We start from the raw sequence: 18,763 nt of genomic DNA, 5'->3' as shown, positions 1-18,763 counted from the left end.
GTGCTTACCGTGCCTGCTTGGGTTCCGGCGCCATGCCGCCGGCCGGCGCGGCCGGGTTGCTGACGCCGCTGCGCAACTGCAGCGTCACCGCGCGCCCGGCGACCGAGACCGCAGCCGCGGCCGGTTTCATCACCCGGCCCTGCAGGTAGTCGGCGCGCACATTGTTCGCGTCCTGCCAATGCAGATCGACCCCGTACGCCTGGGCGTTGCGGGTCGCGCCGTACAGCTCGGCGGCGGAGGGCACGGAGCGCCAGTCGGCGCCGTGCGGCACGATCCGGATCCGATAGATGAAGGAGGCCGTGGCGCCGGGATTGGCTTCGGTCAGCACCGCGTCGGCCTGCAGGTCGGGCGATGCGACCCGGGCGACTTCGACGTCGGGCATGATCGCGTCGTGGCTGCAGCCGACGGCGAGCAGCGTCGTCAACACCATCGTCAGTACCGTAGCTATGCGGGCTTTCATCGTCGGCGATTCGTCTCGGTCGGGGTTCTGCACGATCCTACGGGCGGGCGGCGTCGCGGAGTAGTGCACGCACGCCCAATACGACGAAGGCGCCGGCAGCGCCGACGCCTTCGCGACCGAATCCCGTCGAGCGGTCAATCCGCCCAGACCCGCCACATGCCGGAGTTGTAGTAGTCGTAACCGGCCTTGATCTGGGCCTGATCGCGCGGATCGTCGCCGTAGCTGCTGTCGCCCAGGTCGTAGGGCTTGCCCCAGCCGTCCTGCGAGGTGTCGGACTGGATCTGCACGAAGCCGGCGCCGCGCAGGCCGATCTGCTCGGGGATGTCCATCGCCGCGGCGACCACGCCGAAGTGGAAGTTGCCGTAGTTCTCGTACTGCGCGCCCTGGGTCTTGTAGTCCCACGGCCCACCGCCCTGGACCTGCTCCTTGAACCAGACCATGTCGCCCGGATTCGGGAACTCGTGCTTGTGGGTGTCGGCGATGTTCGCGTCCATCGACACGCCGGCCGGCGCTTCCGGAATCTTGAGCAGACCGGCTTCGACCGCCTCGTCGCGGCTGAGCACCTTGCCCATGGCCTGGGCGACGCCGTCGACGTAGGGTTCGGCACCGAGCAAGCCGACGTTGTCGCCCTGCATGGTCTGCAACTGCGGCATCGCCGCTTCGAACACCGCGGTGCGGGTCGGCAGGTCGGCGCCCTGGGCGGCGTTGAGGATGCCGGTCAGCACGCTCGGGTCGTACTGGGTGGTGCCGGCGGTGCGGCCGCTGAAGTCGACGATGTACTTGCGGCCCATCGCCACGTTCATCACGTCTTGCAACTGTTCCTTGCTGAGCGAGCCGACCGCCTGCTGGAACGCCTGCGGATCGTTGGCGAGGCTGGCCAGGACCTTGCCGGCCGCTTCGGTTTCGCTGTTGCCCCAGGTGCCCTGGGTGGCTTTGTACTCGCTGTTGATGTCGCCCTTGACCGCGGCGATGAAGGCGGTCTTGGCGTCGCTGCCGCCGTGGCTGGCGATCGCGTCGGCGAAGGCTTCTAGCCCGCCCGAGCTGCCGTCGAAGGCTTCGACGAAGCGGGTGGTCTGCGGCCCGTCCAGGCCTTCGGCCAGGCGGTTGAACAGTTCGCCGCGCTCGCCGGCGCTCAGCGAACCCATCGTGCCGTCGATTTCCTGGGTCCAGTTCTTGATGTCGTCGTTGCTGAGCTTGCCGATGAACTCGTTGCGCTCGGCCGGGGTGAGGTTGGCGACCTCGCGGTTGATCGCGTCCAGGTCGCCCTTGCTGACGTCCCAATCGAGCCAGTCCTGACTGAGTTTGTCCCGAGTGATGGAAACGGCGGAATCGACGCTCATGGAACGGCTCCTTGCCCGGTCGGGGCGGATCGGCGGTCGCGCCAGTGCAAGCCGGAAGCCGGCCGCGGCGCAGGGAGGACTGCAATGCCGAGCAGCCTAGACAGCCGCCGCGCGCCGGTAAATCGGGGGAAACCCTAGTCAGCCTGGCCGAATGCATGATTCGCGCACATCCGCCGCGCCGGCGCTGGTCTGCGCCGGGCGGGCTGGGTCGGTGGGTCGTGATGCCTTACGGGCCGCGGCCGCCCGGCCACTCATCGCGAGGGGCCGAGGCGCCGGATGCGACTACGGCCGGCCGCAGTTTCAGGCGGCGGTCGCCGCCGCCTGCTGGTCGCGCTTGCCCATCAGGAAGGCGTGCAGCATTTCGGTCGACAGGCCGTGCAGGGTCAGGCGGAAGCCGGCGCGCAAGGTCGACAACGGCACCAGCGGGTGGCGATTGTTGAGCAGGACCAGATGCGAGCGCGCATCGAGGATGGTCGCCACGTACAGGCCGATGGTCTCGTCGAGCTGCAGCGAGTTGGTCGCGCGCCAGAAGTCGCTGTCGGTGAGCAGCAACTGGTAGATCGGCGTGAACAGTTCGATCGAACTCTGCAGGTCGAGGAAATTGCGCCAGCGCCGCGGCATGTCCTCCAGCCGCAGTTCGGGCTGTTTGATCATCGACAGGTCGGGGTCGGCGACGAACTTCAGTTCGCGCCCGGCAGCCTGCAGGTTCTGGTTGAGCCGGATGACGAAATTGAACAGGTTGAGGTCGTGCACCAGGAACATGTCCTCGCGCACGTCGGCCACCGCGGCCGGGCGCAGCGGGTTGCCCTGCACTTCGACGCCGGAGTTCTTGCCGATGAACTCCAGCACCTGCGAGCCGAGATGGAAGTGGCGCAGGATCAGCCAGTTGGCCTCCGGGCGCAGGAAGTTCTCCATGCCCCAGGCGAGCAGGCGGTGCAGGGTGCGCGAGAACGCCAGCCGGCGCGGGGCGAACACCTTGGCCACCTGGATCAGCACGATCAGGGTGCGCGCCAGCGGCCGCATGAACGGCAACACGAACTGGCGCGAGCGCGAGCTGGAATCGGCCAGCCAGGCGCGCTTGACCTCGTCGTCGAGCGGCGTGCTGCGATCCAGGTACAAGGCCAGCCACGGACTGGGGTCGCGCGGGTCGTAGGCTTGCTCGAGGAACTCGGGTTGGTACTTCATGCCGGCATCACGTGATCGAACTGCATGAGATAGAGCTCCGCGGTGCGTCGTGCAGTGGCGATGATGGCACGGGCGCCTTCGCCGTCGGCGTCGTGTTCGAGCACGATCTCGATCGCCCGCAGCCAGCGGGCCAGATGGTGCTCGTCGTTGCTGCCATGGTATTCGAGGAAACGGAAGGCGTCGGCCGGCAGGGACAGGCTGGCCTTCATCAGCGGCAACAAGGCCGGGATGATGCGCTGGCCGGTGCCTTCGATGATGTAGATGGCGCCGAGCAGGCCGAGCGGATTCGGCGTCGCGGCCAGAGCGTGCAGATAGCTGTTGAGCGCTTCGCCGCCCGGATTGCGGCGCAGGGCGTCGATGTCGGCGACGGCGCCGCCGGCCTTGCGGTAGTCCTCGTACAGGATCATGTAGTCGTCCTGTTCGTCGCCGGCATGGGTCTCGATCAGGGCGCTGAGCTCGGTGTACGGCGCCTGCACCGCCGCGGCGCCTTCGCGCATCCACTTGCTGCCTTCGCGGACCTGCGGAATCCAGTGCTGCATCCATTGCACGTAGTCGGCGGTGGCGAAGCGGCGCTCGCGCAGCTTGCGGATCACCGGCGTGCGCCAGGCGCGCGAGCGGTAGTCGTGCCAGATGGTCGCCAACTCGCCGAGCAGGTGGCGCAGGGCCGCGGGGGCGTCAGCGGGGTCGTGCGGCGGCGCGATCAGCTCGGGATCGTGCGCTGCTGCAGCGACCGGAGCCGTCGTGGGCACGGATACGGAAGCGGTCAACGGCGCATCGGCGGCTTCGACTTCGATCAGCACGAAGGCGACGGTGAAGCGGCCGGACTCGGGGATGAAGCACAGGATGCGTTCGCCTGGCTGCAAGCTGCGCGTGCGCAGGAACTCGTCGAGCATGATGAAGATCGACGCCGCGCCGGTGTTGCCGCGCGAGGTGAGGTTGCTGTACCAGCGCTCGCGCGGAATCTCCAGGCCGGCCTTGCACATCAACTCGTCGACCACCGGCGCGAAGCGCTCGGACGAGTAATGGCAGAGGAAGTGATCGATCTTGGCCGGGTCGAACCAACCGGCGTGGGCCAGCTTGGCGTACTCGTGCACGCCGACGTCGAACAAATGCGGCAGCAGGCGGATGTCCTGGCGCAGGAACAGCGCGCCGTCGGCTTCGGCGGCCTGCCAGGAGTCGTAGTCCAGATGGCTGCGGCTGCGGTCCGGCGTCAGCCCCAATTGCATGCACACCGGGTAATCGCCGGAGAACGAGCGCTGGTGGATGAAGCGCAGGCGCAGGCGGATGCCGTCGCGCGGCTTCGGGGCCGAGCTGAGCTGCAGGGCGCCGGCGCCGTCGGACAGCATCCAGCGCAGGAAGTGGGCGTCGAAATCGGCGTTGTAGTCGCGCGCGGCATAGCGCGAGCGCTTGAAGAGGCGCGACGGCATTTCCGCGGCCGCGACCAGGGCGCGTTGGTGCGAACCCAGCTCGACCGCCGACGCCGCGCTCTCCCAGGCACCGACGCCGGAGGCGCAGATGCCGTGTGCGGACAGGGTCTGCATCGGCGGCGCCGCCAGCTCGCCCTGCACCATGCAGGCGAAGCCCGGCATCAGCGCATCGCCGCCGGAGGTGCCGCAGGCGAGCAGGCCGATGCCGTCGAGCGCGGTGTCGGTGCTGGCCAGGCATTGACGGATCGCCGAGGCCGCCATGTCGGCGCAGGAGTGCACGGTGCGGCCCTCGGCATCGATGGCGTAGTGGCGGGTGAGGATGCCGTTCTCGGCCAGGATCCGGCGCTTGATGCGGTCGGACAGCTTGCTGAGCGGCGCGATGTAGGCATCCATCGCGGCGTTGTCGACGGGCGCGCCGGGCAGGAAGCGGCCGCTGCCCTCGATGAAAGTGCGTTCGAAACGGGTCGGCATCAACAATCCTTGGAGGTGGTTACAGGCCCGTCGACCGCCGCGCAGGTATCGGCCGGACGCAAGGAGCGCGAGCGATAGTGCGGCAGGAACGGGCCCAGGACGAATACGCGCCAGGCGTAGCCGGCAAAACTGGCTTCGAGCAGGCGTGGGTCGATCAAAGGGCGGTAGCGATAATGCAGCCGCGGCAGCTCGGACCAGTGCGCGCGGCTGTGTTCGTGGTGGGCGGTGTGCAGGCCGATGTTGAACAGCAGCGGGTTCAGCCAACCCTCGAAATTGCGCGCATAGCCGAAGCGCGCCGCATCGTCGGCATGGGCGTGCTGCAGGTAGTTGGCCGAGAGCAGCCAGTGCAGGCCCAGCAATTGCGGCAGGATCACCAGCGCCAGCGCCTTGCCGGGGTCGATCGCCAACAGCAGCGCCCACGAACCCAGCCACGCCGTGTACTGCAGCAGATACCAGCGGTAAGCCCCGGGCGCGCGCCGGCGCACGCCGCGCAGCCAATCGAACAGGAAGGGATAGATCACCGCGATCGCCTGCAACGGATGCAGCAACCAGCCGAGCGCGTGATTGTGGTCGCCGAAGCGCCAGGTGCGGGCGACGTCGCCGGGGCCGTGCCGATGGCGATGGTGGTTGCGGTTGTGCGCGGGATGGAAGACGAAGGTCGGGTGCCCCTGCAACACGGTGATCAGCAGGTCGGTGCCGCGATTGCGCCAGCGCCCGCGCCACAGCGGCAAGTGCGCATGGTTGTGGTGGATCACGCTGACCGCGATCGCCAGGTACAGCATCAGCGCATACAGGGGCAGGCTGAAACCGTGCCGCCACTGCCACAGCGCCAGCAGCGGCTGTGCCAGCAGATAGGCCAGGCTTTGCAGGTCGCGGCGATGGCGCAGCGCGCCGATGCCGGGATCCGCTGCAATGGGGCGTGCCGCGCTGGAGGCGGGGTCGTCGTTCATGCGGCGCGGTCCGTGCGCGTTCGTGTCGCCGGGCGGGCGTCTTCGGCCTCGGGCTGGATCACCGTGCCGGCCCAGCGGTCGAATACTTCCAGCAGGAAGCCGTAGTTGCCGTTGTAGCGCGCGTGGTGCAGGTGATGGCGGCGGCTGGCGCCGCGCCATCCGCGCGCCGGCGCGGTTCGGCTGGCTTCGTAGTTGCTGTGGCCCAGGTTATTCAGGGCGATGCTGAGCACCGGCAGGCTGGCCACCGCGATGAAGCTGAAATCGTGCAGCAGCATCGGGATCAGCGGCACGCTGCCGAGCATCACCGCTTCGACCGGGTGGAAGGCATAGGTCGAGAACGGGGTGGCGACGTGCGAGCGGTGGTGCATGCCGTGGAAACGGCGCAGCCAACTCGTGTGCAGGGCGCGGTGGTTGAGGTAGAAGTGCAGCTCGTTCCACAGGAACAGCACGACGATTTCGAGCAGTACGCGCCAGGCCGGCGGGTCGACCGCGAACCGCGCCCAGCCCAGGCGCAGCATGCCCCAGGGCACGACCAGGCCGATGCCGAAGATCAGGATCGAGACAGTCGAAGCGCCGAACTCGCGCCGCAGTTGGCCGGGCGGCAGCGGGCGGATGTCCAGGCGGCGGCCGTAGCCGAGCGCCGGCAGCAGGGTGTGGGTCAGCCACCAGTTCAGGCCGCCGCTCAGCAGATAGAGCGCGGCGAAATACAACACGCCCACGACCATCACTTCGATGGCGCTTAGCGAGACGAACCAATGACCCACGTGCGGCTCCTGCCGATTACTCCTGCCGATAGCTTGCACTATCCGGCGGCGCCAACCCAGTGCGAAGCGACTGGGCAGGCTGTGTCTGGATGACTCGATGCGGTGGCTCGCGCAGCGGAGCGGGGCGGCCTGCGCGATCGTCCGGGCATCGCCCGAGCGCGCTCGCGCCGCGACGACCGCTTATCGCCGTCGCTGCCAGCCCGTCCCCGCATGCACCGTCACTGCATGCGTGTGGCCCGCCCGGGTTCGTCCTGGGCCTTCTGCGTCGACTCCTGGGCCAGCCGCTCATCGCGCTGTTGGTTGAACGCCTGCGTTTCGCGCAAGGTGTCCTGCATCGCCGGCGCTTGTTCGGCTACCGACACGCCGGCATGGAAGCCGGGGATGCTGCCCGCGACCCAGAGCTTGCCGTCGACCACGGCCGCCTTGTCGATGCGGTCGGCATCCGGAATGCCGTTGCGCTTGGCTTCCAGCATCGCTTTCGCCACGGTTTCGTCGGGCACATCCGCCGGCACGCCTGCGCGGATCTTGGCGAACATCGCCTGGTCGTTCGGCGTCAGCCGCGACAGGCTGAAGAGCGGTTCGGGCTGGGCCGTCATCGGCGCCGGCTCTCGTGCGGATTCTCGTAGGGACTCTCGCGCCGGCGCGGTGGCTGCGGTTTCGGTGGTGCGCGGCGATGCGGTCCGCTCCGGAGCCGTGGCGAACGCATCGGCTTGCTGCGCGGGTTCGTGTGAACGAGCCGGTGCTTGCGCTTGCGGCTGCTCGTCGCGAGCGACGTAGGCGGTCGCGCGCGCCGGGGACTGCTGCGCTTCATCGGTCTGCGGCCGCAGCGCCGCCCGTTCCTCCTGTGCGATGAACTCGGTCGGCTGTGGGCGTTCGGCGGGATGCGTGGTTCGAGAGCCGGGTTCGTTCGATGGCGCGCGAGAACCGAGTTCGCGCGCTGCCTGCGAAGGCGCCTCGTCGTCCCATTGGGCGACGACGGCCGGGCGTTCCTGTGCGGTGTTCGATGACGCGCGAGCCTGCGCTTGCGGCGGGTTCTGCCCGGCGGTCTTGCTCGATTCGATCCGCGCATGCTGCGCCGCCGACATCGCCTGTTGCGTGGCCGGGTCGGCCATGCCGGTATCGGCGAGGCCCTGGTCGCGCTGGAACCGACGCACGGCCTGTTCGGTGGCCGCATCGTAATGGCCGTTCTGAGCGAGCGGCTGGCCCTCGGGGTCGCGATAACCGACGCGATTCAAGCGGTACTGCATTAACTCGACCTCTTGGCCGCGGTCGCCCGGGCGAAGCACGTTGTCCTGCTTGTTCGCAGCGGAGCTGACCGCGACCGCAGGAGCGACGGTAGCCGACTGCGCGGAATCGAGTTGGATAGGAGCGGGCTGGACGGGAGCAGGCTCGACGGGAGCGGGCTGGACCGAATCAGGTTGAACGGATTCAGACTGGACGGTAGCGGCCGGCTGCACCGTCGGCTCGGGCGTACGGGCCGGCGTCTCGGGTTCGGACAACTCGGCTGCCACCGCTTTGGGTTGCGTGGCGGCTTCCGATTGAGGGCGCACCGGCTCCGGGACCGTTTCGGCGATCGGCGCGGGCGCTGCAACGATGGGCGCGGGCGATGCCGCCGGCTCGGCCTCGCGGCGCGGGTCCGAGGCCGGTGTCGACGCGGCGACGACGCGCGCGGGCTGCGCATCGGCGGGTGTCGGAACCGATGGAGTGGCATCGGGCGAGGCAGTGGCCACGGCGGCCTGTTGCGCCGCCTGCTGCACCTCGTCGCGCGACAGTCCTTGCCGGTTGGCTTCGCGCTCGGCCTGCTGGTGCGCCTCGCGTTGCTGCGGCGACAGCGCGGCGACGCGCAGCTCCGGAGTGTCCGGGATGGGTGCGGCGCGCTCGCGCCGGTCCGCCAATGCTTGCTGGATCTCCGCGGTGCTCGTCACCGCGACGATCTGGACCACGCCATTGTCGCGGCGCAGGTGGGCGAGCGGGCTGTCGATGTCGTAGCCGCCGTTCGGGCTGCGCTCCACGTGCAGCGAACTGGCATGCGGGTCGATGCCGTGCGCCTCGCGCGTGCGCTGCAAGGCATCCATCACCGCGTCCAGGCGCTCGGGATTCGGCTTGATGCCGAGCGCGGCGTAGGTCGACATCACGTTGGCGCGGTCCTGTTCGTCCAACGACGGCGCCTGCCACTGCGGAATCGTCAACAGGTGTCGATCGTGCTGCACGAGTTGGGTCTGCAACTCGGCGCGGGTGGTGTCGAGTTCCCGTTGCAGATTGCCGGATGCCGGGCGGCCGGCGGTCAGGCCGTCCTGGCGCTGCCACTGGCCTTCGTCATCGCGGCGGTACTGGTGGCCATCCGAGGCTTGCAGACTGTTCGGCTCGGCGAGCGCCGCAAGCACCGGCTGCGGCATCGGCCCGAAGGCGTCCCAGCCGTTGCGGCGATAGGCCTGCTCGTAGCGCGCGGCGATCGGTGCCGGGCCGCTGGCGATGTTGTCGCGGACCACCTGCTCCGACATCCGGTCCAGCTCCGCGGCGCGTTCGGGCGAGGCCTTTTCCGGGTTGACCAGCGGGTGGCCGCGGTCGGTGCGCGCGATCACCACTTGGCGGACCCAGTCGCCGCTCTCCGCATTACGCTGCCAGTCGGCCTGGGCGAAGCTGTGCTTGTCGGTCTCGTTGGCCGGCAAGACGTAAGGGTCGCGCGGCGGCTCCAGTTTGCCCATCGCCAAGGCGCTGGACGAATTGCTGGCCAGATAGGTGAGTTCCCGCGCCTTGTCGGGCAAGGCGGCGAACGACTGCTTCTCGGCAATGGTGACGCCGTCGTCGCGCAGGTCGCCGGGCTCCTGCCTCCGCCATTGCTTGCCGTTGTACTTCCAATCGACGCCTTCGCGGTCGGTCTGGTTGTAGACCTGACGATCGTCCCACCACTGGGCGACCTTCTCGCCGACCTGACTGCCGGCGATCGCGCCGACCGCCACGAACGCGATCGCACCCGGCCCGGTTTCCCATCCCACTGCGAGACCGGCCGCCGCGCCGCCGAGCCAACCGCCGGTGCCGCGCGCCGCGTAATGGGCGAACTGCGATTGCGCGGCGAGGGGATTGTCCTGGGCTAGCAGAGTGCCGATGCGGTCGCCGGTTTGTTTCGCGTCGTAGACGCTGGCGGCTACGCCGAGCGCCGAAGCGCCCGCGAGCACCGTCGCCTTGCGTATGCCGGGACCCGGTGCGTCTACCTGCGGCGCATGCGCCAGCGGTGCGCCGGGCCGGACCAATTCGTCGAGAGTGGCGGCGGCCTCGGCGCGTTGCGCACTGTGGGCCACCTTGCCGCGATCCGCCTGTTCGCGCAGCAGCGCTTCGGCGGTCGAGGCGGGAACTTTGTCGTTCTGGGCGATGGTGTTCGGCAGGTCGCGGTGCCATTCGGCTTGTTTTTGCCAGCGCTCACGCAATTGCTGCGTCACTTCGGGATCTTGCAGGCGCGCGTCGCGCGCTTCGCGTAGTGCGGCGCTAGGTAGCGTCGAATCCCGGCGGCTGTCATAAAGTTCGGCGCCGCTGCGGTCGAAGATGCGGACCGGTACATCGGTTGCGTCACGCACTTTGTCCAGATTGTCCGGCAAATCGCGATACACGTCGTCGTGGAAAGACAGCGGGACGTCGCGGCCAACGCCGAACTTATCGATGTTCTTGGTGAATCGCTCGTCGACACCATGCTCGCTTTCGAGGCGATGCGTAGCCATTGCACGAACTTCAACTTCGTAACCGGCGGCCTGTAGCTCGCGGATCATCTGGGTCGCGGGCTTCGCATTTCCTAGTGTGGTATCGACGATGAGGTTCTTACGGCCCTCGATTGCCGCCTCACGGAGTTCTCGCGACCACTGGCCTGCGTCTGCATTGGTCTGCTGCGACCAGCCGTAGGGGGAGGACTTCCGCCAGTTTCTAGCTTCGGGGTGATAATCGCGAAGCTCGTCAGGGTCGATAGCAGCGACATCGCCCGATAGCTCAAGTTCGACGGCAGTTTTCAGGCCGCCTTTGCCTGCGCCCGGTTGCCCAGCCAGGATGATGGCCTTAGGCCGCTCGTGAGAAGTCAGTCCCTCGAGGTTAGCTTCCGGGATCACTTTCTCCCGGAGAATCCGAGAATGCTCTTCTTTGCTGAGACGATCTTGGCTGGCACTCATTAGAACGCATCCTTGTTCTCTTTAAAGTATTCCCACAGGTCATGAAGTCCCTTCATGCCTCCATTGCCCGATCTTGCTCTGAACATCAAAGATTCTTTTGCCTCCGCTCGTGCGATCGCTTCGGCATCCCCAGTGGTTTGGCTCGCTTCTAATTCGGTTTGGGCCTCGCGAATAAATTCATCGAGTTGCCCTTCAAGCATCCAGATCGCGACTTCAAACTTCGGGCTCACAGACCTGGGCTCTTCTGCCACGCTATTAAGCTGTTCCTGTAGACGATCGATATGCCCAGGATAGTCACGGAGCATCTCTCGCAATTTCTTTGGGACGGGGGGGGTGATAAGTCGGTCATTAGACATGCCTTGTTTGGTTTTACTTGAGACTATTTCATGTCTGAAGGTTGATGGTGGTTGGCCTGCTTGTCGTTGTTATTATCCCCGTCTAAGAATGCTGTCCTGATTCTGTTGAAAGTGGTCGCAAAGCGATTCGTCGGTAAACCATGCGTACTTCGAGCTTGCCTTTAACATCAGCAGTTCTTTCTGCTCGGCTAGCGCAATATCCTCAGCGACTCCATCTGCTTGTGCTGCGTCAAAGTCTGTTTGGGCTTCGCGAACGAAGGCTTCGAGTCTGCTCTCAAGTGCCCATATGGCTACTTCAAATGGGGGTGTCAGATGGGGTGATTTTTCTATGGCGGTGTTGAGAGCCTCTTGTAATCGATCGATATGCCCAGGGTGGTCCTTGAGCATTTCTCGAAGTTTGGCTGGAACCGGGGGCGGCGAAAGATCTGTCATGACTGCATAATTATTTAAATTTCTCTGCGAAAAAGATGTGTCTGGCAGGCGTGTGGGCAGTATTCGTCTCAAAATTAATTCGTAGGTTCTAGTTCTGCTGGAAGTAATTACAGAGCGCTTCATCGCCAAGCCAGACGTGTTTCCAGCATGCCCGCGACATCAAGAGCTCCTTCTCCCTGGCTCCCGCGATTGCATCGGCGTCTTTCGTTGCTTCAACTGCTTCCAGCTCAGCTTTAGCTTCTCGGGCAAACTCCTCTAGCTGACCTTGCAGCATCCAGGTCGCAACTTCAAGTTTTGTGCTTGCGGATCTGGATTCTTCTGCAACCTGATTAAGCTGCTTCTGCAGACGATCGATATGGCCAGAGTAGCTATGAAGCAGCTCTTGTAATTTCTTTGGGACGGGAGGAAGGGGTGAATGAGTCATTGAGCATGCCTTGTTTTCGTTTCACATGAGAAAATTTAATGCCTGCAGTTTGATGGTGGCTTACCTGCTTGTTACTGCGATTGTCCGCGCCGAAGAATGCATTCCTGATGCTGTTGAAAATAATCCCAGAGTGCTTCGTCAGTCAGCCAGACGTGCTTCCAGCATACCTTTGACATCAAGCGTTGCTTCTCATCGGCTTGCGCAATCAGTTCGGGATTTCCGTTGGCTTGCGCAACTTCGAACTCCGTCACGGCTTCGCGATGGAACGCCTCCAGTCGACTTTCCAGTACCCACACGGCAACTTCGAATGGCGGCGTCAGCGGCGACGGCTTCTCGATCACGGTGTTGAGAACTTCCTGCAGTCGCTCGACATGCCCAGGATAGTCTTTGAGCATTTCCCGCAATCGTTGCGGTACCGGAGGAGATATGAGGCTGTTGTTCGATGTAGAAGTCGTGTCGTCCGTCATGACCCTGTATTCCTTGTGCAGCCCAGTTAGATAGGTAGGGGCGCAACCGCTCTTCAAGTGGCGAGATCTATTCGTCTGTGACTAAAGCGCGTCTTCATTCTCTTTGAAGTAATTCCATAGATCATGCAGGCCCTTCATTCCGCCGTTGCTCGATCTGGCCCTGAACATAAGATCCTCCTTTGCCCTTGCAAGTTCTATGGCCTGCGCGTCTTCATCGACTTGTGCCGCTTCCAAGTCTGCCTTGGCTTCATGGATGAAGGTTTCCAAACGACCTTCGAGTGCCCAAATCGCTTGATCGAAAGGCATGAGCAGCACTCTCCCGTCATACGCGACTTGATTTAATACTTCCTGCAATCGTTCGATATGGTCTGGGTGGTCCTTAAGCATTTCCCGCAGTCGTTCCGGTACCGGAGGAGGTGGAAGGCCGCGGCTGTTCGGTGTAGAAGAGCTGTCGTCTGTCACGGCCGCACCTGTTTGCTTGGTGGTGTGCTGGTCATCGTGGGTCCGCTTCGGATCTAACGAGCGCCCAGCCCTCACGGAACAGTAGTTCGCCAAGGAATTTAGACTTGGCCGTTTGAGTGAGAATGTTCGGCGGTCGATCTAAATCTAGGCCTGATTTAATGAGGCGCCCAATTAGCTGCATGGCGACGCTGATCTGTTCGGGCGAAAATACTGCTGCGGCTCCTGGCATGCCGACGACTTCCGCTCTTGGGTAGCCGAAGGAGATGACTTCGATGTTGAAGTTATGGAGGTCCGGAAGAAAGACCTGATCGATTTCTCCGAAGTGCAAGGCGTCGCCAAGCTCGAGTGAGAAATTGACATGGCCTTGTTCATCCCAGCCGCGTTTGATTCCAGCAAAGCGCGCCCGCCCCTCCGGAAACTGCAACCAGTCGAACATCCCTTCCGCTGCCATCCTGATAGCCCTTCCTGAAATGCGACTTTGTCGTGTCCGCCGCTCGGCATCGCAGTACAGCGAGGAGTATCGCTCAGGACGTACCGTGTTGGCGTCAGACTTTTCCTACACAGGGCTCGGATAATGCCCTGGCGTTTCGGTATTTCTACGGGACGGCTGACATGCCAAAGGCCCCGGGTGCGAATTAACGCAACCCTGAGTATCGCTTTCAGGTGCGCAAGCCCCGCCGTTGATACACTTATGCCTTATCTCGGCCTGAGTTCAGCAGGTATCCGGGGGCTCAACAGGGCAGGGCGGGTTCTAGCAGGGATCGCTACAACGGAGGGAGTGCCGCCCCCCACCGGCGATAGCGACCGAGCCTTGTTGATGCAGGTGGCGCGAGATCGGCGCCGAGCGCGGGTTCGATGAGATAAATCTCAACTGCGACTGCCGTTCAGTCAGATTCGCCTTAGGCCGCAAGATCTTGCATGAGCACGCACTTGCCGAGTTGGAAGTGCCCTCCTTCGATCTGGCCGTTGGAATTCCTGCCTTCGGTCAAGTTCCAGGAGGGCGGTCCGTCGACGAATACTTAGGAGGCCAGTCTATGGCGATATGCGGAACTGGTTGGCCCAGAATGCATTTCTGTCGAGATAGTAGGTGGCAGGCAGCGGGGCATAAGTCTTGTACCGATTGCTTATCTTGCCGTCACAGGATTCAAACCCGGGAGCTCTCGTAGGCGGGATCGGGGATGCGGGTTCGATGCCTGCGCCCTCGCCATCGTTGTTGTACATGACATAGGCACCGTCGAGCTTGTGCCCATTCCAGTTCGTGGTTAGGAGTCCCGACCATTTCGTGTCGAAAACGACGCCCGCTTGACGATCGAGGACCGGGCTTGTCGAGTAGCAATTCGCCGAATCATCGAAGCCTGGGATCGCTTCTCCGATCAGAAATTGATTTCTGGAGCCCGGTCCGTAGAGCACCGACAAGGTCGACTCATAGCTCGATTCGTCCGATGCCGCGGTCTTTCCTGCGAGCTGGATCGCACCGTCGAAATGCGATGCGAGAACCCATGCCGCCGAGGTGTTGGAACTCAGCCCGGCGATAAATATGCCTTTGGGCGAAAGTGTCTTGTAGTAGTCGATCTTTGCATTCCATTGCGCGGTAGTTCCGGCGGCTCCGGGGTCGAAGACGATGAACACAGGAGCCCCGCTGGCGGGGTCGCGGTAGTAGGTAGGGTAGAGGTCGGGCTTTGAGGCATACCAGCCGATAACGGTCTCCAGGCGGGTAATGACCTCCTGGAAGGAGGGGGTAACCGTCCAGTTCTGATCAACCATCACCACGGCCGGCGTGGTCGTGCAGCTGAGAATTTTCTCGACACGCTGCTGTTCGTTTTGGTAGACATTGACCCAGTCGATGATAAGGACATCGATTCCTGCCGCGGTGACGTTTCCGTTCAGGTCGACGGCTTGGCTCTTTATGGCTGCGCAGTCGCCCTCGCTGTACAAGCCGTCGAGCGGCCAGAACATAGATTCGACGTCATTTAAATTCGGCTTGTGGCCGGTTTCGTTCCAGCGCGCCCAAAAACCGTCGACGGTCGGCGTCGCTACCCATGGGTGATACTCAGCGAAGACCAGCTTTTTACTCAGACGGTCTGCAGAGTTAGGCCACGAGGCCTGAGCGTTCGAAGCGAATAAAGCGCAGGCGAGCATCAGTGATTTCTTGAGCATGGTTGTCCTTTCCTTTGAAGTGAAGCAGCTCATGGCTGGTCGTGTTTTGCTGGCTCTATGCTTTCAGCCCTTGTATCGCACGGGCATGAAGCGGTCCAGTAGATACTCCGCAGCTGAAGTTTCAAGTCGAAACCAGGAATGTTCGGAACTAGCCGAGTGTGTGTTTTCGTAAAACGGTAATGGGACTTGTTAGCCACTGCATCCATGCAAAGGGGCGGGCGCGAGGTGTTATGGAAATCGCATGTTGCTGTGTGGCGCCAACTGCAAATGAGGTGCCGCGCGGGGCGCGGCAGCGGTCAGGGTGCTGCCATTCGGTGTATCACCCCTGTCGTTGGTACAGTAATGGCACATTAGATGGCAGGATCCCGCTTGACCGGCGAGTATTGCAGAGGCTGTTTAGGTGCTTGATTTAAAAAAAGAAATAGTCAATCCGCAGGCGATCCGTCTGTCCGTCGCGCCGATGATGGACTGGACCGATTCGCACTGCCGGGTGTTTCACCGCGCCCTGGCGCCGCATGCGCGCTTGTATACCGAGATGGTGCACGCCAATGCGGTGATCCACGGCGACCGCGCGCGTCTGTTGGCGATGGACCCGGTCGAGCATCCGGTGGCCTTGCAGCTCGGCGGCAGCGAGCCGGCCTTGTTGGCGCAGGCGGCGCGGATCGGCGCCGAGCGCGGCTTCGACGAGATCAATCTCAATTGTGGTTGCCCGTCGGACCGGGTGCAGGCCGGGCGTTTCGGCGCCTGCCTGATGCGCGAGCCGGCGCTGGTCGCCGCGTCGGTCGCGGCGATGATCGAGGCCTGCGATGTGCCGGTGACGGTGAAGTGCCGTCTCGGTGTCGACGACGATCATCGTTTCGAGGTGTTCCTGGCTTTCGTCGACGAGGTCGCTGCGGCCGGTTGCACGATGTTCGTGGTGCACGCACGCAATGCCTGGCTCAAGGGCCTGTCGCCGAAAGAGAACCGCGAAGTGCCGCCGCTGCGCTACGACTGGGCCTACCGGCTCAAGCGCGAACGGCCGCAGCTGAAGATCCTGGTCAATGGCGGCATCGCCACGGCCGAAGAGGCCACCTCGCACCTGGAACACGCCGATGGCTCGATGCTCGGCCGCGCGGCCTATCACGAGCCTTACGTGCTGCATCGGATCGACACCGCCTGGTTCGGCGGCGAACTGCGCAGCCGCGCCGAGTTGCTGCGTTCGTTGCGGCCTTATGTCGAGGCGGAACTCGCGCGTGGGGTATTCCTCAAGCACATCACCCGGCACATGCTCGGCCTGTTCCATGGCGAGCGCGGCGGCCGCGCGTTCCGCCAGGTGCTCAGCGAGGGCGCGCACAAGCCCGGCGCCGACTGGTCGCTGATCGAGCAGGCGCTGGCGGTGACCGAGTCGTTCGCCGCTCGCGACGCCGCCTGAGGCCCGATTCCGCGTCTACCGCCCACCGCCAACACCCACTGGCGCCTGCCTGCGAGCCCGCATGATCACCCGCGATCCCGACGTCTTCTTCACCCAGGCCGGCAGGCTTGCCGCCGATTTCGGCCCGGCGACGGCGCGCGCGGCGTTCCTGGTCGCGCCCGACGGGTTCGCCCGCGCCGAACAGTCGGCCGGCGACAATCGCTACATGGCGCAGGCCGCCGATTTCGACCCCGGCCGCGCCAGCGCCCAGCATCGCGAGCTTCAGCGCCGTCTGTCGGCGGTGCTGCCGACGATTTGCTTCGCCGGCGATCCCGACACCCCGGACGCCTTGTTCCCCAACAACGTATTCGCGACCGGGCGGCCCGACGCGGCGCGCCAGCCGGGCGGGGCGCCGCGCTATCTGGTCGGGCGGATGCGCCATCCGGTCCGCCAGCGCGAGGCCGGGCGTGCCGACATCCGCGCCTTCTTCGGCCAGGTGCTGGGTTATGAGGAGGTCGATCTGTCGCTGCAGGCGCACCCCTGCGAGCTCACCGGCGCCCTGGTGGTCGACCGCGTCCGCGGCCTGGGCTATGCCGGCCTGTCCGAGCGCTGCGACGAGGCCGGCGCACGGCTCATGCACGAGGCCCTGGGCCTGCGCGCGACCCTGCTGTTCGAGCTGGCGCCGGGCGAGTACCACACCAATGTCGTGCTGGCGGTTCTGGCCGGCCGCGCCGCGCTGGTCAGCCCGGCCGGTTTCGCCGAGCCGGCGTTGGCGTCGGCGATCGCCGGCTTCTACGCCCCGCACGGGATGATCCTGGCGGCGGCCGAGCACGCCGCCTTCGTGGCCAATTCGATCGCGCTGTCGGCCGACCGGGTCTGGATGAGCGCCGCCGCCGGGCGGGTGCTTGCCGAGCACACCCGGGCCGGCCTGGCCGCGGCCGGTTTCGCGCTGGAGACGGTCGAACTGGACGCGATCGAGGCTGGCGGCGGCTCGCTGCGCTGCTGCGTCGGCGAGATTTATTAGGAATGACTCTCAGCTGCGCACGGACTTTGCTGGCGCTACGTGTGATGGCGGTCGAACCGGCCTGAATGGCAGCCTGGATGCAAGCGAAAAGTTCAGATCGGATTCACTGCCCCGTTCCGAAAATGCCCCCACGTCGCAAGTTCGCACATTATTGTTCCGCTGGGGCATCCTAAGATCGTCATGAGCATCCGGTCCAACCGCGTCCTGTCGTTGCTGCTGCTCGTCGCCTCGTGCGCCGTGGCCGGCAATGCCCTGGCTCAGCACGACGACGGCCGGGGCGGGCGCGGGCACGACCGCCGCGACGACCATCGCTCCCTGTCCGACGCCATCCGTCGGGTCGAGCGGGAGAGCGGCGGCGGCCAGGTCCTGAGCGCCGAGCGCATTCCTTTCGACGGCCGTGACGTAAACCGGGTCAAGGTCGTCGATTCCAGCGGCCGGGTCCGGATATACATGGACGACCCGCAGCAGCGGGGGCGCCGCGACGACGACCGCCCTACACGCCGCGACGACAATAACAACGACTAACCTTCGCTTCGACGGCCCGGACGATCCTGTCGGGCCGATATTTATACAAGGGAGTGCCCATGCGAATTCTGCTGGTCGAAGACGAAGCGCCGCTGCGCGAGACCCTGGCCGCCCGCCTCAAGCGCGAGGGCTTCGCGGTCGATGCCGCGCAAGACGGCGAGGAAGGCCTGTACATGGGCCGCGAGGTGCCGTTCGACCTGGGCATCATCGACCTGGGCTTGCCGAAGATGTCGGGCATGGAGCTGATCAAGGCCCTGCGCGACGAAGGCAAGAAGTTCCCGGTGCTGATCCTGACCGCGCGGTCGAGCTGGCAGGACAAGGTCGAGGGCCTGAAGCAGGGCGCCGACGACTACCTGGTCAAGCCTTTCCACGTCGAGGAGCTGCTGGCGCGTCTCAACGCGCTGGTGCGCCGCGCCGCGGGCTGGAGCAAGCCGACCCTGGAATGCGGCCCGGTCATGCTCGACCTGGCGGCGCAGACGGTCAGCGTCAACGGCGGTAACGTCGACCTGACGAGCTACGAGTACAAGGTCCTGGAATACCTGATGATGCACGCCGGCGAGTTGGTCTCGAAAGCCGACCTGACCGAGCATATCTATCAGCAGGATTTCGACCGCGACTCGAACGTGCTGGAGGTCTTCATCGGCCGCCTGCGCAAGAAGCTCGACCCGGACGGCGCCCTGAAGCCGATCGAGACCGTCCGCGGTCGCGGCTACCGGTTCGCCATTCCGCGCAGCGGCGACTGATCCAGGAGCCTTTCCGGACCCCTATGCGGCCCGCG

Annotated in this window: 18 protein-coding genes; 4 read left to right on the top strand and 14 right to left on the bottom strand. The window is 64.7% G+C overall.

All coding sequences use genetic code 11. The annotated features are described in order from the left end of the window. Positions 1 to 4: 4 nt before the first annotated feature. The 14 genes from GLA29479_RS09655 to GLA29479_RS09595 all read right to left on the bottom strand — a co-directional run bounded on the left by GLA29479_RS09655 (position 5) and on the right by GLA29479_RS09595 (position 15,046). On the bottom strand, positions 5 to 460 hold the full coding sequence (locus GLA29479_RS09655; protein WP_144436436.1) for a hypothetical protein: 456 nt from the start codon (positions 458 to 460) through the stop codon (positions 5 to 7). Between the two features lie 134 nt (positions 461 to 594). Beyond that, positions 595 to 1,800: a polymorphic toxin type 44 domain-containing protein gene (locus GLA29479_RS25570; protein ID WP_211265049.1), complete on the bottom strand. Its 1,206-nt coding sequence runs from the start codon at positions 1,798 to 1,800 to the stop codon at positions 595 to 597. A gap of 300 nt (positions 1,801 to 2,100) precedes the next feature. Next, entirely contained in the window at positions 2,101 to 2,985 is an 885-nt protein-coding gene (locus GLA29479_RS09645; protein WP_057916795.1) for a DUF6999 family protein, read from the bottom strand. Then, positions 2,982 to 4,883: a StlD/DarB family beta-ketosynthase gene (locus tag GLA29479_RS09640; RefSeq protein ID WP_057971447.1), complete on the bottom strand. Its 1,902-nt coding sequence runs from the start codon at positions 4,881 to 4,883 to the stop codon at positions 2,982 to 2,984. Before GLA29479_RS09640 ends, GLA29479_RS09645 begins: the two co-directional genes overlap by 4 nt. Beyond that, complete coding sequence (locus GLA29479_RS09635) at positions 4,883 to 5,833, bottom strand: fatty acid desaturase (protein WP_082638473.1); 951 nt, start codon at positions 5,831 to 5,833, stop codon at positions 4,883 to 4,885. Before GLA29479_RS09635 ends, GLA29479_RS09640 begins: the two co-directional genes overlap by 1 nt. Then, positions 5,830 to 6,597 carry a sterol desaturase family protein gene (locus GLA29479_RS09630; RefSeq protein WP_144436435.1) on the bottom strand — a complete coding sequence of 256 codons (768 nt, stop codon included), beginning with the start codon at positions 6,595 to 6,597 and terminating at the stop codon, positions 5,830 to 5,832. Before GLA29479_RS09630 ends, GLA29479_RS09635 begins: the two co-directional genes overlap by 4 nt. A 218-nt stretch (positions 6,598 to 6,815) precedes the next feature. Further along, entirely contained in the window at positions 6,816 to 10,748 is a 3,933-nt protein-coding gene (locus tag GLA29479_RS09625) for a zeta toxin family protein (RefSeq protein WP_082638471.1), read from the bottom strand. Next, positions 10,748 to 11,053, bottom strand: coding sequence for a hypothetical protein (locus tag GLA29479_RS09620; protein WP_057971445.1), 306 nt, complete (start codon positions 11,051 to 11,053; stop codon positions 10,748 to 10,750). The genes GLA29479_RS09625 and GLA29479_RS09620 overlap by 1 nt, the downstream gene beginning before the upstream one ends. A gap of 123 nt (positions 11,054 to 11,176) precedes the next feature. Then, complete coding sequence (locus GLA29479_RS24445) at positions 11,177 to 11,536, bottom strand: hypothetical protein (RefSeq protein WP_144436434.1); 360 nt, start codon at positions 11,534 to 11,536, stop codon at positions 11,177 to 11,179. 88 nt (positions 11,537 to 11,624) lie between these two features. Then, positions 11,625 to 11,960, bottom strand: coding sequence for a hypothetical protein (locus tag GLA29479_RS24440; RefSeq protein ID WP_144436433.1), 336 nt, complete (start codon positions 11,958 to 11,960; stop codon positions 11,625 to 11,627). Positions 11,961 to 12,031: 71 nt separating this feature from the next. Then, a complete protein-coding gene (locus GLA29479_RS09610) occupies positions 12,032 to 12,427 on the bottom strand; it encodes a hypothetical protein (protein ID WP_144436432.1) in 396 nt (131 codons plus the stop codon). Positions 12,428 to 12,508: 81 nt separating this feature from the next. Further along, positions 12,509 to 12,814 (bottom strand): hypothetical protein, encoded by a 306-nt coding sequence (locus GLA29479_RS09605; protein ID WP_057916800.1) that lies wholly within the window; start codon positions 12,812 to 12,814, stop codon positions 12,509 to 12,511. A 106-nt stretch (positions 12,815 to 12,920) separates the two neighbouring features. Further along, entirely contained in the window at positions 12,921 to 13,325 is a 405-nt protein-coding gene (locus tag GLA29479_RS09600) for a hypothetical protein (RefSeq protein ID WP_057971444.1), read from the bottom strand. A 596-nt stretch (positions 13,326 to 13,921) separates the two neighbouring features. Further along, positions 13,922 to 15,046: a glycoside hydrolase family 71/99 protein gene (locus GLA29479_RS09595; protein ID WP_057916802.1), complete on the bottom strand. Its 1,125-nt coding sequence runs from the start codon at positions 15,044 to 15,046 to the stop codon at positions 13,922 to 13,924. A gap of 400 nt (positions 15,047 to 15,446) precedes the next feature. Here GLA29479_RS09595 and dusA point away from each other — a divergent pair, with 400 nt between their 5' ends. From dusA to GLA29479_RS09575, 4 genes are all read left to right on the top strand, one after another. Next, positions 15,447 to 16,457, top strand: a complete 1,011-nt coding sequence (dusA, locus tag GLA29479_RS09590; protein WP_057916803.1) for a tRNA dihydrouridine(20/20a) synthase DusA — start codon at positions 15,447 to 15,449, stop codon at positions 16,455 to 16,457. Between the two features lie 61 nt (positions 16,458 to 16,518). Continuing rightward, positions 16,519 to 17,460 (top strand): arginine deiminase-related protein, encoded by a 942-nt coding sequence (locus GLA29479_RS09585; RefSeq protein WP_057916804.1) that lies wholly within the window; start codon positions 16,519 to 16,521, stop codon positions 17,458 to 17,460. Positions 17,461 to 17,640: 180 nt separating this feature from the next. Beyond that, positions 17,641 to 17,985, top strand: a complete 345-nt coding sequence (locus GLA29479_RS09580) for a hypothetical protein (protein ID WP_338039909.1) — start codon at positions 17,641 to 17,643, stop codon at positions 17,983 to 17,985. 59 nt (positions 17,986 to 18,044) lie between these two features. After that, a complete protein-coding gene (locus tag GLA29479_RS09575) occupies positions 18,045 to 18,728 on the top strand; it encodes a response regulator transcription factor (protein WP_031372686.1) in 684 nt (227 codons plus the stop codon). The last annotated feature ends 35 nt before the right edge of the window (positions 18,729 to 18,763 follow it).

Origin of the sequence: Lysobacter antibioticus, assembly GCF_001442535.1 — a bacterium.
Taxonomy (GTDB): Bacteria; Pseudomonadota; Gammaproteobacteria; order Xanthomonadales; family Xanthomonadaceae; genus Lysobacter; species Lysobacter antibioticus.
This window is presented reverse-complemented; position numbering and strand designations above follow the sequence as displayed.